Genomic DNA, 14,114 nt, shown 5'->3' with positions numbered 1-14,114 from the left:
TTCCATTAAAAAAGCCACCGAGTAGGAGGCTTTTAAAAAATTAAATAATCAATAAGCATAATAAGAGAAAAAATCCCTGGAGGGATTTAAAACTCTTACCATTCGTTCTAGGGCTCGACTAGCGTAGCCTTTCGAAGAATAGATGAGACAGTTGGATAGAAGCTCTTTGTGTATTTTATTGGACGAATCAAACTCAATACTCATAACACTATTAGATGAAGTATCTGGAATAAAAACTACAGTTCCAGATTCAGGAGCCTCAGTAAGACAATTAAAATGTTGGGTTGTAAATTGAGATTTTAATGCTTTTAATAGTTCTCTAACCATACGTTTTGCATCGGCTTCACTATAGAAAGCAAGTTCGTTCGACCAGTAGAACTCTAAATTTTCAACACTATTCGCAGGGATTTGTTGATAAGGTGTAGGGTATAAACCAAAATTTATGATATAAACAGTTGTTAATCCGGATGGGGTATCTCTACATAAGTGTGTAGTACCTTTCGCTAAGGCGGTCTCAATTAAAAATTTAGTAGTATTACTGACTAAACTTAAAGAGTCATAAGCTAAATATTCAGTAAAATACCAATAGTCCTCTGGATTACACCCCCAAATTTTTGTTGTATAACCTCCAACACGTGCAAAGTCAGGTACATAATATTTATCTCCCAGAATTGGTCTATCTACTAAAGGAAAAATGTGAGTATTCATATCTGCTTCCAACCTCCAGATAACTCCACTATGTCATTGATTAATGAACTAAGAAATACTGACCGGTCATAAAGAACGTTATCCCAAGGTGTGTCTTTTCCAGGGTTATCCAGAAACTTAACAGATTTCAGGTTGAAGTCCTCAGTTAAAGTAAATTCAACAAGGTCTTTCCAAACCATATTCAACTGAGTTACTTTTACACCAGCATTTAAATGTTGTACGACTTGTCCTGAACTAATATCACCATTCGATATTCTTATTACTTGACCTTTTTTGGAATCTTCACAAATCACACAACTGGAACCAACTTCGAATTTTCCATCTTCGGATTGACCGTTTCGAACTACTTCACGCATAAACTCATGAAGTGGAACAACAGTAGCAGGGGTTGAGGCCCAGAATTCACCTAAATCTGATACAGCGTTGCGTAATGAATTAACAAACGTATCAGCACGGGATGGGTTGGTTGTGTTGATCAGTAATAGTTTATTTTGAGTATCTATAACACCTTCGGTAATGAACGTTTCAGAAAAGGCTATTGGTAAATAATCTGTAATAATTTGGTCTTTAAGTAAGATTTTCTCTTCTTTACTCAAAGAAGCATAGGTATCAGTCTTAGAACTCAAGCCAGTTATAGGAGAACGAGAAAGGAGATTCTCCACCATCAAATCTTTAATCATGGCTTCGGTCAGAATCTTTTGTTCAGTTTGAAGTCGCATGTAAGAGATTTTGTCTATAGTAATCTGATACCGGTCTCCTAATATTTCTGGATTAATAGGGATGAATCCAGAGCGTGACCTCTGATTAGGTTCGGGAGGTCTAAAATGAGCCTTAAGCAGTTGGTCTTCGATTTCAGGGTATATGTTTCGTAATCGATATAATTTCACCTGTGAAAAATGCGGATGTTTTACGTTTGATTTCGACATAAGTTCTCCAAGTATTGTTTTGGTTGAGGTGGAAGAGGGGGTGGAAAAGGTATGGGAAGTAAATGCTATATGAATATTCCCAGACACCTTTTGGTAATAGGTAGATAAATTTCTTAAAAGAGGTATGGGAAACTTAATGCTATATGAATATTCCCATACCTCTTCTAAGATTAATTCAATGCTATATGAATATTCCCAGACACCTTTTTAGGTCAATTCAATGCTATTTGAGTATTTCCACCCCTCTTTTTTGCCTAATTTTTAGGCAGACGTAGGCAGTTGCAGTGGTTTAAATTAAGAGAATTTCCACAAAATATAAATATAAATCAATTATATAATTGTGATTTTGGCTGTTGGCAGTGGGCTTTTGTGTAGGCAGTGATTTTCAAAAAGGGGGTACCCCTATTATTATTTTTATGTGTTCAAAATTAGAATAAAAAAATTCTCTCTATATATATTTAAATACTTATTTTATATAATAACTATATGTTACTAAATTTGGTTTAGTATTTTTGTTAAAAATATATATAAAATCAATTAATTAAAATTATATAACAAATGCATATTTTTTAGAGTCGAGACTCTAGGGAAGCACTGTAACCCGGAATGCACCTGCCTGCACAACTTTTGACCCAAAGGGGTATTACAATACCCTTATTGCATAAAATTTCCACCCCCCTCTAGCAAACAGGTAGTGTTCCAACCACTGCACTCATGTCTATTAGCAAACCTTCCCTGTAGATCTGCCGCTGTACAGCGAAAAATGGAACATCCAGCTTAGCGATATTAGGCTTTCTGGAAGATACATTGGATTTCAGAATTTTTCCGTCGCGTGACAGATATCGTACTTCGTAGGTCATGAAAAGAACTCCTTCGGTTTGGTAACACCTGTAATCAGCATGAAGAAATTGGTGGCCAGTTCTGCTAAGCCTCGTGATTCAAAGTCGGATATAGGAAAGTAGGCTGTCTGTTCGTATTTTCGAATTTTGACTGAAGTGCAGGATACTGATACGTATAGTAGCTTTCCCATTGAGATAGAGACATAGCCGTAATTTTTATCGGATATTTTTATCCTCTTATCTTTAGCAGCCGCTTTGATAGCTTTGACAATCAAAGTCAATATCTGGTCCATACTCATCATCTAAAGATCCTCGCAGAAACGTATAAAGAAAAAGGCAGCCAAATGGCTGCCATTAGAAATGTGAACATTATGTTCTCCGGATTGTAGATTTCCTAAAATCTATGGGTTCTCCTGATATCCCACTATAGAGATTCCATTAGTATGGCTAATAGCTATTTTTACGTAAGTCCATAAGCCTCTGTAGTCGGGACCTGTAAAGTTTCTTATCTCATGCCGGGTTTCAGGTGTTAAAACCAAAAACTTGTATTGGCCTACAATTCTGTGGTCACCTAAGTCTGTATAACTACTCATAATAATCCCTGCTAAACCATTAATTTCTACGACTTCTTGTCCAAACGTTAGTGACGTGTTACTTAAAACAACGTCAATTGGTTGCCATTGCTCATCATTTGTACATTCACAAAAACCTGAATATACAGAATCTAATTCATACCCATTTTTTGAGGGCTTTAAGAATGCTGCTTTTGTCTTAGTAAAAAATAAAACAATATCTCCAGAGATTTTTTGGAGATAGAGTCTAGGAAACTTCAAATTATCTTCGTCTATTAGTTTCCTATCTAAGGGTTCCCAACTTATATCTATCATGTCTACTCCTTATTATTATCTTTAGAAAACCAGCCCCCTGTTGTGCGAAATTCGGAGCAAAATTTTCAAATTTCGTTTTCAAACCGCCCAACGTTCATTATAAAACGCCCATCGCACAACGCCAATCATAAAACACCCACCGATATTCGGACAAAAAGCCACCTACAACGCACGATTGGCATCGTACGCAGCCAGACCTACGTCTTTTAACTTGCGTCGCTCTACGGGCGTTTATGGGCGATTAATGGAAATTGAGAACGTGAGAATTAGGACGAGTTTGAATAGCTGCCGGACGAGCCTCGCGCCCTGATTGATTGTTTAACGGCATTAGAACGATTTGTCTGTTTTTAGGTGATGCTTTGTGAAACTCACCGAAGCCGGTTGGAGTAGGGCGTTTGTCCTTTCCCCGCATGAATTTGTCCAGACATTCTTCGAACTCTGCCCGTGTTTCCGGAGTCTGATATGCTGTCTTTGACCTTTTGATTCCGAATTCATAAAGTACATCAGCCGGAGCCTGCGCTATAAGTTTTTTAAACTTATTCCGCTCATAGACCTCATTCTCTGCCCACTGTGCAGCGGTCCATATACATTGGGCGAATTCCTCATCGGCAGTAAAAAAACCTCGCAGAAAACCAAAATACTGCTTTGCGTTGCCTGGAGGTTTTATTCCGTAGAGTTTAAACGGGCAATGATCCTTGAATCTAATCCAGTAGGGGATTTTTGAAAGAACTTCTCTCACCTGTTTTTTATCTAATTTTGTAAGGTTAAAAGGTTTCATTTTTCATCCTTTTGAATTTCATTTTCATTTTCAAACCTCAGATTCTGCATCGAAACGCCTGCCATCAGCATAAAAATAATAGTTGTTTTCTTTTGCCTCTAAAGGAAATGAACTTAAAACATATTCATACTCTTCCTGTAGTGGTTTCGCGGCATGTTCTATAGCAGACTCAAGACAGTATTCTAATGAACGTCTGTATTCTTTTTGTTGAATGGATTCTTTAAGTCCGTAAACAAACGCATTCGTAATCCAGTCAAGACTTTCATCCTCAATCTTTTGTATTTTTGAAATTCGTTTTTTACCATTTAACCAATAGACTTTTGGACAGAAAGCCAATTCATGGTAAAAATACAGAAGTTTTTTTAATATTGTTATAGGTGCCATACGGTACCAAATCAGGTCACTGGATTGATTAAACCAGACGTGGTGCGTCCCATAGTCAAACTCCCAGGAGTCAACTTCAATTCCTAAATCTTTTAGCTTTGCGATAAAGTTTCTCCACTCATCAAACATGCAATATGCTGGATCAGAGTCTAACCAATCAGATTCAGCTTTTTCTTGCGCAGGTTTAGACAACTCATCGTAGCTGTAAATATTTATTGAAACTGTTTTCATAGCTCATTTCCCCAAAAATCCAGAGCACAAGAACCATCTCTGAAAAATAATTCGTTTTCTATCTCTTGAGATGAATTACTAATAAGTTTTTGAGTGTCATCTATTAAAGCCTGAGCTGCCTGCTTAATAGCTTCCTGAAAATAATCATAAAGTGTTAATTCCAGATTTTTATTCTGGATTTGTTCTTTTAAGCAGCTCATAAAAGCCTGTTCATGAGCATTTTTCCAGTACCAATTTTTCATAAAAACTTTTGAGACATACTGACCCTTATTTAATTTATAAGTTTTAGTAGCCAGTCGCAGACCATCATAGAATGCCATAACCTTTTTAAGCGCAGATTTGCCGGTTATATCTTTTATAAATTGATTTGTACCTAGCGTGCTGTAAGGATCCACATCAACTTCAGCTCTCCATATATTAAAATCCCCATACTTTAGTACAAGGCCTTTTTGTTCCAGGGTTTTACAAAATTCCTCCCAATATAGAAGATATTGGATTCTGTGAAATTTGTCATACCAGCTTTCTATAGCTATTTTTTGGATTTTTTCCGGTAATTCTGCGTATGGAAATTTTCGTCTTGGTCTTTTCATTCTCATTTTCAAACCTCTCAGATTTAAACAGTTTTCAAAATTCGATTCGATTTCAAACCGCACGATAAATAAACAAAAACCGCCTTTAGCAAGCGGTTTTTGTTTATTTACCAACAGTTATTTAGATGTTTGATAGTGTCCAACTGACGGCGTATTTGATTACTTAGTGTTGAGCTTTGTGTAGTCTCACATATATAGACTAAATTTTTATTATGCCGATTTAATAAGTCGACAAACTCCTGTTCATATATCCAAAGTAATTGGTAATGTGGATATTCGGCTAAATCTGGAGGTGCTTTGAAGTACTGAAACATAGATAGAAGCCTATATGCCCAGACAGAAATTCGAGCAGATTCCCAGATAAAATCGTTCATATCCAGTGGGCGTTCTTTTACAGCTATAGCGTCCAATCTGTCTTTGTACGCTTCCAATAGTTCATATTGCAGATTCTGGCTTTTACGTTCGCACTCTATAAAATATTTACGTACTTTCCGCCCGATGTCCGATTTCTCGACCATAGCCAGCTCTTTTGCCATGTCCAGTGTGAGAATGTACTCTTTAGTTGGGCGTCCTCCTTTAGGGTTTTTTATAGTCCTATATAAATTTGTTATATCTAAGTCTATATTTATAGGTTTTCCCCAATTTTGGGGAAAACTATCATTTTGAATATTATCAGTATTTATACTTTCATTAGGTTTTTCCCAAATTTGGGAAAAACCTCCCTTAGGTTTTTGCCAATTTTGGCAAAAACTATTGTCACCCTCACTTTGAGTAGTTTTCGCCAAATTTGGCGAAAACTCAGAAGAGTTCTCAGAGTTTTTGATTCCCCAAATTTGGGGAATCAAGCTATTATTTTGATTAATAGGAAAAATACTAATTCCTAAACTCTCATCGGCAATATGGTAATCTACACCAGCCACAAAATCATATTCCTCAATACGGTCTTTAATCCATGTTGCAAAGACTTTACCCACATTTAATAATTGATGTAGTTGTCGAGCGTCGCACACTAGCTGTTCTTCTCCATGCACTAGGGCAGGGAATACAGCCACCAACTGTGCACTGTCCGGTGTTGTATTTGTCATTGTTTAATATTCCTATGTCATTTTGAAAAATGGACGACAAAAAACCGCCTTTATGGGGCGGTTTTTATCTCAAAGAGTCTATTTTATAGTTTTTGGTCTATAGTTCTCCTTTCTCAGATTATGCGGCTTTTACTTCTTGTACTGCTAAACTTGGCATATTCTGCATTTCTTGGGCTTCTTCTCGTTGTGCGTTGTCTTTATCAGCTTGAATAGATGAGCACATTGCTTCTAACTGTTTTACATAGTCCAATAATCCAAGACTGTTAAATTCTTTCTTTAGTCTATTAACTCCTTTCTCTGCTCGTTCAAGTTTCGTGCTTCTTGGTGCGTTTGCTTTTTCCTGCTTTTTAGCCTCTTTCCGGGCTTCTATCACTTCAACTGCATAAGGGTTAGGTGTTTTCAGTACGTCATCTGCTGCATTCTCTGGCGCACGTTTAGCATAATCTGAACGCTTTAAGACACCAGTCTTACTGTTTCTTTTTACTGCGTAATTAAAATCGTTCAGAATCTTACGCGCAGAATCAAACATATTAAACAACTTAACCAGACTAACAAGGTTAGTGTCATTATTAACACGGATAGAAAAACTAATTATCTGCTGTATAGATGCAAAAATTCCTTCCCGCTGAGCACGTAGTTTTTCAGCCATTGCACCCTTTTCTGCTTGAATTTTATCCAGCGTTTGCAAGGCATTGATCAGGTTATTAACTGTATCAGTAAAGTTATTTGCATTAATTGTGTTGTTGACAATTTTATTTTCCATGGTATCATATCCTTTGTTAATAGGGATTGATGTCAATTGATGGAGATTGATATCAATTGATAAAGCCTAGTAGTAAGAGGTCTTTATTAATCCCTGTTGATAAAGTTATAACCTTTGTTAGGTTGTTTAAAAAAGTTGTTTGGCAATGTTACAGGGTTGCAGCCCTATTGCCTCACACAGTTGTAAAAAAGTTATTAACAGGTAACACCTATTAATAACGCCCGCATTGGGTGGATTTATCCATACAATGCTAAGAAGTTTATAAGCTGCTGGTAACAGCTTATAGGGTCATATGCGTTAGGGTGGAGGCTAACAAAGCAAACACCTTAACGTATATTATCTTTTGTGCGGTGTAGTATTCGCACATGCTACAGCACGTTACATGTGTATAGCTTGGTTAAACGTGTAATATACGTATTAACTCTTGCTTATCCTAATTGTAAAAGAACGTCCCACGCCTTACGGCTAGAGAGTGCGCAATGACAAATTCATGTCTTTATTCAATACACAGTAACGTGTATAGTCGCATATCTTAAAAAGCAGTATGCTAGTTTTCCGGCACCCGTCGTACGTGGTGCTTTTTTAGTCTTACTGCTTTAAGTTGTTAAATATCAGTAAAGGACTGTATCGCTTTGTGTCGCTCTGTGTCCTTCGGTATGTGTGTATATTAAGTCATAAGGCTTAAAGTTACAAGGCATTTTACAGAACTTAACATAATGACTGACGGGTACACATTTGTCATGATAGCCCGCCAATCGGGGCTTCTGAGGTCTCTCAAAAAATTTTTTGAATTTTTTTGAAACTTTTTTGACACAAACCAGAATTTATTTTGACCTGAAATTACTGTACTTTTATAATACTATTGTTAATAAATTGTAAAAGGTGGTGAGGAACGATGCCTAAAAAATGGCTTAGTTTTGATGAAGTCAAACAAAAATATGAGCATAGTTTTCCTAAAAATAAATTACTGGAATTTACTAGGTATGATGAAACATGCATAATAGAATGCCCTACACACGGGGTGATTAGTGGGCATACCTATAAAAGTATATATAGAACAGCGCATGGCTGTCCGTTATGCAATAAAGAGTTATTTAAACAAGGTAGCTCTCTTGCTGAAAAACGTTTTAGAGACGCTAATAAGAGATTTGAGCAAAAGTTTCCTGGTAAAAAGTTAATTTCCTATACAAATTTTTATGGAGATTGTGTAGTAGAGTGTCCCACCCATGGGGAAGTTACAGCAACTTTTGCAAACGCGATGAATACTAAATACGGCTGCCCATTATGCGGCAAAGAGCTGTCTATTAAAGCCCTGCGCTCAAAGTCCAAACCTAAAACCTCTTCAGATAAACAGATAACCGAAACTCCTCCGACTGTAGTCCGCCCACTGATCTATGGTGAACACGCAGAGTCCTCTGATAGCTCTTTCGTTCTCGTGCCGTACTATGCGGATTTGAGGTTGTCCGCTGGGGCAGGGCAGATTACCGAGAACTTAGAGACAACCCCAATTCCGTTAAGTCGTGTCGACTTACAGAAGAAAGGGATTAGTCCGAAGAATGTCATGTGTTGTAAAGTTCAAGGTGATAGTATGGAACCTATGCTGCAAGACGGAGCTTTGGTTGGCATCGATACTTCCGATAAAGTCATTCATGCAGGGAAAATTTACGCTTTTGTTCAGGCGGATGGTCTTCTTAGAATTAAATCTCTAGTGCTTTCTGACCCGAAACACATAAAAATTCACAGCATTAATTTTGCATATCCGGACGAAACTGTTCTGGCAAGTTCAGTAACTGTCATCGGAAGACTGTTCTGGGCATCAACACTGTTTTAACAAAGTCTTGACACAGTCTGAACTAATTGTTAATATCGAAATAAGTTATCTATACCCATGTAGATAATCCTTTCATTAAATTACGTAATAAAAAAGAAGTGGAAGCCTAAAGCTTCCACTTTTTTTTAATTTTCTTTTGTTCAAATATATTGACAAAATGAACAAATCAGAATAATCTACACCCACATTTGATTCCATAGACACTTATGCTGGTTAGAAAAGCCTTTAAATTTGAATTGATGCCAAACGGTGCTCATGTCCGCAAAATGAAACAATTTTGCGGCTGTGCCCGTTTTGTATTCAATAAGGCTTTAGCCTGGCAAAATGAACAATATCAGGCAGATAACAGTGTTAAGTTTAGCTATACTAAAATTGCTAACTTATTGCCGTCTTGGAAATCTGAATTTAACTGGTTAAAAGACTGTCAAGCGCAAGTATTACAGCAGTCACTTAAAGACTTGGAATCTGCATTCCGGAATTTCTTTGCTAAGCGGTCAGACTTTCCTAATTTCAAAAAGAAGGGAATTAAGGATAGTATTCGCTTTCCTCAGAATACGAAATTAGAGCAGCACAACAACCGTATCTACCTGCCGAAAATTGGCTGGGTTAGATACAGAAACAGCCGTCAGGTAGTAGGAACCATTAAAAACGTTACGGTCAGCCAGAAATGCAATAAATGGTATGTATCTATTCAAACCGAATTTGAGCAGCCCGACCAAACGCCAAATGGTGGCGAAGTCGGTATTGATATGGGCGTTGTACGTCTTGCTACATTAAGTAATGGTCAGTATTTTGAACCAAGCAATAGTTATAAAAAGTCTCTACCGAAATTAGCAAAACTGCAACGGCAGATGAGCCATAAAACCAAGTTCAGTAACAATTGGAAAAAAGCCAAAGCTAAGGTTTCCAAACTACATTTTTCTATTGCCAATATCCGACGGGATTACCTGCATAAAATCTCAGCTCAAATTAGCCAAAACCACGCGATTGTGTATGTTGAAGATTTAAAGGTAAGTAATATGTCTAAGTCGGCCAAAGGTAATAGTGAGCATCACGGCAAAAATGTAAAACAAAAATCAAGATTAAATCGTTCAATTCTTGACCAGTCATGGTATGAGTTTAGACGACAGCTTGATTACAAATTACTTTGGCGTGGTGGTCACCTGATTACTGTAGATCCAAGAAATACCAGTCGCACTTGTCCGATATGCGGACACATTAGTAAAGACAACCGTAAAACTCAGGCTCAGTTTGAGTGTGTAGATTGTGGTTTTGCAGCTAATGCCGATGAAGTAGGTGCGATTAACATTTTAAGGGCAGGGCGTGCCCGGTTAGCCTGTGAAGTGAACGATGCAGTAATGTCGTCAGCAGCAGGAACCCACCGAAGTGATTTAGCGGAGTGCTGCTAAACACAGTAGGAATCTCCGCCTTTTAGACGGGGAGGACGTCATTTCCTTTGTGGTTAGATATTCCTACTCCTTATATAAATAGAAATTTTTTCAAAAATAAACACTTTAGTTTCAAAAATGAACAATAAATGATAAAATAGCTTAAATTTTAAACAGGTAGTTGTTAGTTTGACTGGAAAAAAGTTTGACGCTTCGCAGTATACGCGAGAGGAATTAAAAGAGTTAAATCAGAGATTATCCGAGTATTTAGGTTTAGTTCCTAAAGACTTAGATATCCAAGCAGAGATTAAAGAACATTATTTCAGATGTAAACGGATAGCTGAAGCCGCAGAAGCTAAATTTGAGGCTAACCCCTCAGCTATGTCATCAGCACTGAACACTGTTAATTCTGCATTAAAAGAATTAAGCCGTCAGGAAACAGACATCTATAACGCTGCAAGGGCCAAAGCCTTAGAAATGGCTATTATTAATACACTAAAGGAATTTTCAGACCTAGCTCCTGGTATCCTTGATAGGTTTCATGCAAATTTAAAGGGGGTTATGCATGTCTAACCGCCTAAATCTAGCTAATATCTATCAACGTATAGAGAGTGCAGTATTAGATCGGTATGACCTTACTCAGGTAGCCGATTGGATGTGTAAAAATATAAAACTGAAAGGTCGTAATTTATCTTTCAAAGGTTACGAATATCAAAAAATCATTCTTGATTCTAATACCGTATCAGAGTTAGTGATAAAAAAGTGTTCCCAAGTTGGTATTTCAGAGCTGATGTTGATGAATAGCTTGGCTATGTGTCAGCTAGTGGATGGCTTTAACATTATATATACGTTACCTACAGCTACTTTTGCTCAAAATGTAATGAAAACCCGTGTAGATCCTCTTATTCAAGGTTCTCCGGAGTTAGCACAAAATATAGCTAAGACTTTAGATAATGCTTCTGTTAAAGGTTTTGGTAATAGTCATTTATATTTAAATGGGACCAATAGTAATAATGCCGTAATTTCTGTTCCCGCAGATGCTATTTTTGTTGATGAATTAGATTTTTCTGACCAAGGGATGATAGAGAAACTCCAGTCCCGTTTAACTGCATCGACTTACAGATGGTGGCGATATTTTTCTACGCCTACTGTAGAGAATTACGGTATAGATAAGAAATTTAAAAATACCCGACGATTCTATAACTTCTGTAAATGTGTTCACTGCGGCCACTACTTTATTCCACAGTATTTGGAACATGTCAGAATCCCTGGATATAAGGGGGATTTATTAGCTATTACCAAACCTATGTTGAATGTAATAGATTGGAAATCAGCTACCTTATTCTGCCCAAAATGCGACAAGCCTGTAGATTTGTCGATTGAGCATCGGCAATATGTTTGTGAAAATCCAGAAGATGTAGGTTTTGAAGGGGAAGGCTATCAGGTGTATCCAACAGACGCTCCTGAGGTTATCAAAATGTCTGACTTAGTTTTATGGTCTACAGGCTTTGATAGTAAAGTACAGTTTCAAAATTTCCATTTGGGTATTACAGCAGAGGATGAGGATTCTGGTTTAAACCCCGATGACTTTGAAAGAATGAAACTTGTAGGTGAGCAACCTCTTCGTGGTCAAAAAGTTTTTGGTATAGATTTAGGAATAATCTGTCATATAGTTGTAGCAGTAACTAATGGTACAGATAAATTAACTGCGTTGGAGTTGCACAGAGTTGACTATACAGACTTTGAAAAAACGCTACAAAAACTAATTAGGATTCACCACCCTGCAACTATTTTGTCAGATAGTCAACCTTATGTAGAAACAATTTATAGATTACAAAACTCTATTCGTAACCTTTACGGTGCATTATATGTTGCTAATAAATCTATGGAATTATTCCGCCTATTGACTACTCAAGAGGATTTATCCAGAGCTACCTTGAAAGTTAGACAGGTTAATATTAACCGTAACTTCGCCTTTAATACCTTAATGGATTCCATTCGTGAAGGTTATATAGGTGTTGTTCCAAATATCCCTGATATCAATATCCTAGCTGAACAGCTTCAGGATATGCGAAGAGTACCAAATGGTACAAGACAAGCCTTTAGCGATGGGGCAGATACAGCGGAAGTAGAAAATTACAGATGGGTAAAAACATCTGGAAATGACCACTTCCACCATGCACTTCTGTATGCTTATATAGCTATGTTTTTAGTGAAACACGTTCCGGACATGAAACATGTCTCACCCCTTTTTTGTACCAGTTTTAAAATAAAGAATCAAAATCTTTAATCTCGCTTAGACAGTAATCTGCCCAAGCCTGCATCATTTCTCGACGTTCCTCAATCAAAGGCTGTCGATCATAGGCTCTCTGAACTTTACTACCGTACTTATGACATAGTTGAAGTTCAGAGAGTCTGTCTGAGTAGCCCATACTAACTGCCCACCCCTTAAATGTAGATCTAAAGCCGTGGGTAGTTATACATCTATCCGGAATATCAGATTTAAAATGTTTGGCATGGTTATTTAGGAATGTCCTTGTAGCTATATGGTTTAGAGGTTTTATACCATTACGTGAAAAAACAAGAGTATTTGTACTTTTTCGGCACGACACTAGCTTAATAACTTGTGTACTCAACGGAAAATAACGGTTAACAGAGGTCTTTGATTCTTCTCTTTCCGGACTCAGTGTCCATATGTTTGTTTCAAAATCAATATCACCCCATTGGATAAGTCTAGCTGCACTTTTACGACATGCAGTTAAAATAATAAACATCAAACAGTATTTACTTTTACTTTTTCTAGTTTGCCCAATTACAGTTTTAAAAAATAAAGGTATATCTTTCCAATCTAAGGCTGGTTGGTGGGCCTCTTCTTCTGGAGGTTTTCTTTGTTTACCAAGAGCTCTTCTTACAGAGGTGCAGGGGTTATGTCCGCAGTACCCCATTATATTTGCCCATTCGAAAATCTCACGAATATGTGATAACACATTAGTAGCTGTACTCGGTTTTGTATTCCAAATTTCTTTAAGTAATTCCGTAATATCACGTATATTAATTTCTGTTATAACTTTATTAGCCAAAGTAGGGTAGACATAAGTCTGTAAACGTCTTTTAAAGTTGTACGCACTCCTTGGGTTTTTCCACCTACCCATTTCTTTTTCATGATTTAAATACTCCTCAGCTAAGTATTCAAATGTATAACTTTGCTTTTGTAATTCCTGGTCTTTATTTTTCTGTTTTTCGACTTTAGGATTTAACCCTTGTTTTAAAGCTGCCCTATAGAGTTTTGCTTCAGCTTCAGCTTCAGCTATACCCATTTTAGGGTAGTGACCTAGGGTCATTTTTGTGCGTTTTTTAGAAGAGTTATCGTAATAACGGAGAATCCAAGCCCCAGCACCTTTTGTGCTTGAACTAGGATAGAATACAAGACCAGCTACTGCTGAGCTGGTTAGAGGTTTACTTTTGGGAGCTATATTGCGTAGCTTACTATCTGTTAATCGCTTTCCAGTTTGTGTCGCCATGTTATCCTTAAAAAACAAACTGAGTATATCACAGAGAAGTTTTAAACGTTAAGTACCATTTTAGGTACCAGTTTGGTGCTTAAGTATACGCTTACGTGCACCTAGGTGACAAAAAGCACCTCTAGTAACCCTTTAATTATATAGATTTTATTGTCAAATAGGGGTAGAGGGACGCAGCTAAGA

Annotated in this window: 15 protein-coding genes; 4 read left to right on the top strand and 11 right to left on the bottom strand. The window is 37.1% G+C overall.

The window, feature by feature from the left end; genetic code table 11:
- Positions 1-48: 48 nt before the first annotated feature.
- The 10 genes from GYY70_RS05155 to GYY70_RS05105 form a co-directional block, all read right to left on the bottom strand.
- Positions 49-708: a hypothetical protein gene (locus GYY70_RS05155; RefSeq protein WP_174831486.1), complete on the bottom strand. Its 660-nt coding sequence runs from the start codon at positions 706-708 to the stop codon at positions 49-51.
- The gene (rdgC, locus tag GYY70_RS05150) at positions 705-1,634 is read right to left on the bottom strand and encodes a recombination-associated protein RdgC (protein WP_174831485.1); all 930 of its coding nucleotides are present in this window, start codon (positions 1,632-1,634) and stop codon (positions 705-707) included. The genes GYY70_RS05155 and rdgC overlap by 4 nt, the downstream gene beginning before the upstream one ends.
- 680 nt (positions 1,635-2,314) lie before the next feature.
- Positions 2,315-2,494 (bottom strand): hypothetical protein, encoded by a 180-nt coding sequence (locus GYY70_RS05145; protein ID WP_174831484.1) that lies wholly within the window; start codon positions 2,492-2,494, stop codon positions 2,315-2,317.
- Complete coding sequence (locus GYY70_RS05140) at positions 2,491-2,775, bottom strand: hypothetical protein (RefSeq protein ID WP_174831483.1); 285 nt, start codon at positions 2,773-2,775, stop codon at positions 2,491-2,493. The genes GYY70_RS05145 and GYY70_RS05140 overlap by 4 nt, the downstream gene beginning before the upstream one ends.
- 99 nt (positions 2,776-2,874) lie before the next feature.
- On the bottom strand, positions 2,875-3,360 hold the full coding sequence (locus GYY70_RS05135) for a hypothetical protein (RefSeq protein ID WP_174831482.1): 486 nt from the start codon (positions 3,358-3,360) through the stop codon (positions 2,875-2,877).
- Positions 3,361-3,601: 241 nt separating this feature from the next.
- Entirely contained in the window at positions 3,602-4,138 is a 537-nt protein-coding gene (locus tag GYY70_RS05130) for a hypothetical protein (RefSeq protein ID WP_174831481.1), read from the bottom strand.
- 30 nt (positions 4,139-4,168) lie between these two features.
- A complete protein-coding gene (locus GYY70_RS05125) occupies positions 4,169-4,753 on the bottom strand; it encodes a hypothetical protein (RefSeq protein WP_174831480.1) in 585 nt (194 codons plus the stop codon).
- Positions 4,750-5,349, bottom strand: coding sequence for a hypothetical protein (locus GYY70_RS05120; protein ID WP_174831479.1), 600 nt, complete (start codon positions 5,347-5,349; stop codon positions 4,750-4,752). Before GYY70_RS05120 ends, GYY70_RS05125 begins: the two co-directional genes overlap by 4 nt.
- Before the next feature lie 101 nt (positions 5,350-5,450).
- The gene (locus tag GYY70_RS05115; protein WP_202984442.1) at positions 5,451-6,428 is read right to left on the bottom strand and encodes an antA/AntB antirepressor family protein; all 978 of its coding nucleotides are present in this window, start codon (positions 6,426-6,428) and stop codon (positions 5,451-5,453) included.
- Positions 6,429-6,546: 118 nt separating this feature from the next.
- A complete protein-coding gene (locus GYY70_RS05105; RefSeq protein WP_174831478.1) occupies positions 6,547-7,191 on the bottom strand; it encodes a hypothetical protein in 645 nt (214 codons plus the stop codon).
- An 895-nt stretch (positions 7,192-8,086) separates the two neighbouring features.
- Here GYY70_RS05105 and GYY70_RS05100 point away from each other — a divergent pair.
- The 4 genes from GYY70_RS05100 (at position 8,087) to GYY70_RS05085 (ending at position 12,700) form a co-directional block, all read left to right on the top strand.
- Positions 8,087-9,022, top strand: coding sequence for a DUF723 domain-containing protein (locus tag GYY70_RS05100; protein WP_174831477.1), 936 nt, complete (start codon positions 8,087-8,089; stop codon positions 9,020-9,022).
- A gap of 206 nt (positions 9,023-9,228) precedes the next feature.
- The gene (locus tag GYY70_RS05095) at positions 9,229-10,431 is read left to right on the top strand and encodes an RNA-guided endonuclease TnpB family protein (RefSeq protein WP_174831476.1); all 1,203 of its coding nucleotides are present in this window, start codon (positions 9,229-9,231) and stop codon (positions 10,429-10,431) included.
- Positions 10,432-10,599: 168 nt separating this feature from the next.
- The gene (locus GYY70_RS05090) at positions 10,600-10,983 is read left to right on the top strand and encodes a hypothetical protein (RefSeq protein WP_174831475.1); all 384 of its coding nucleotides are present in this window, start codon (positions 10,600-10,602) and stop codon (positions 10,981-10,983) included.
- The gene (locus tag GYY70_RS05085; RefSeq protein WP_174831474.1) at positions 10,976-12,700 is read left to right on the top strand and encodes a phage terminase large subunit family protein; all 1,725 of its coding nucleotides are present in this window, start codon (positions 10,976-10,978) and stop codon (positions 12,698-12,700) included. The genes GYY70_RS05090 and GYY70_RS05085 overlap by 8 nt, the downstream gene beginning before the upstream one ends.
- Here the strand turns inward: GYY70_RS05085 and GYY70_RS05080 are convergent.
- Positions 12,675-13,931 (bottom strand): integrase arm-type DNA-binding domain-containing protein, encoded by a 1,257-nt coding sequence (locus GYY70_RS05080; RefSeq protein WP_174831473.1) that lies wholly within the window; start codon positions 13,929-13,931, stop codon positions 12,675-12,677. The genes GYY70_RS05085 and GYY70_RS05080 overlap by 26 nt on opposite strands.
- Positions 13,932-14,114 lie beyond the last annotated feature (183 nt).

Source organism: Snodgrassella sp. ESL0324 (genome assembly GCF_013344955.1).
GTDB classification, from domain to species: domain Bacteria; phylum Pseudomonadota; class Gammaproteobacteria; order Burkholderiales; family Neisseriaceae; genus Snodgrassella; species Snodgrassella alvi.
Note: the sequence above shows the minus strand (reverse complement) of the source record. Positions and strands in the feature narration are given on the sequence as shown.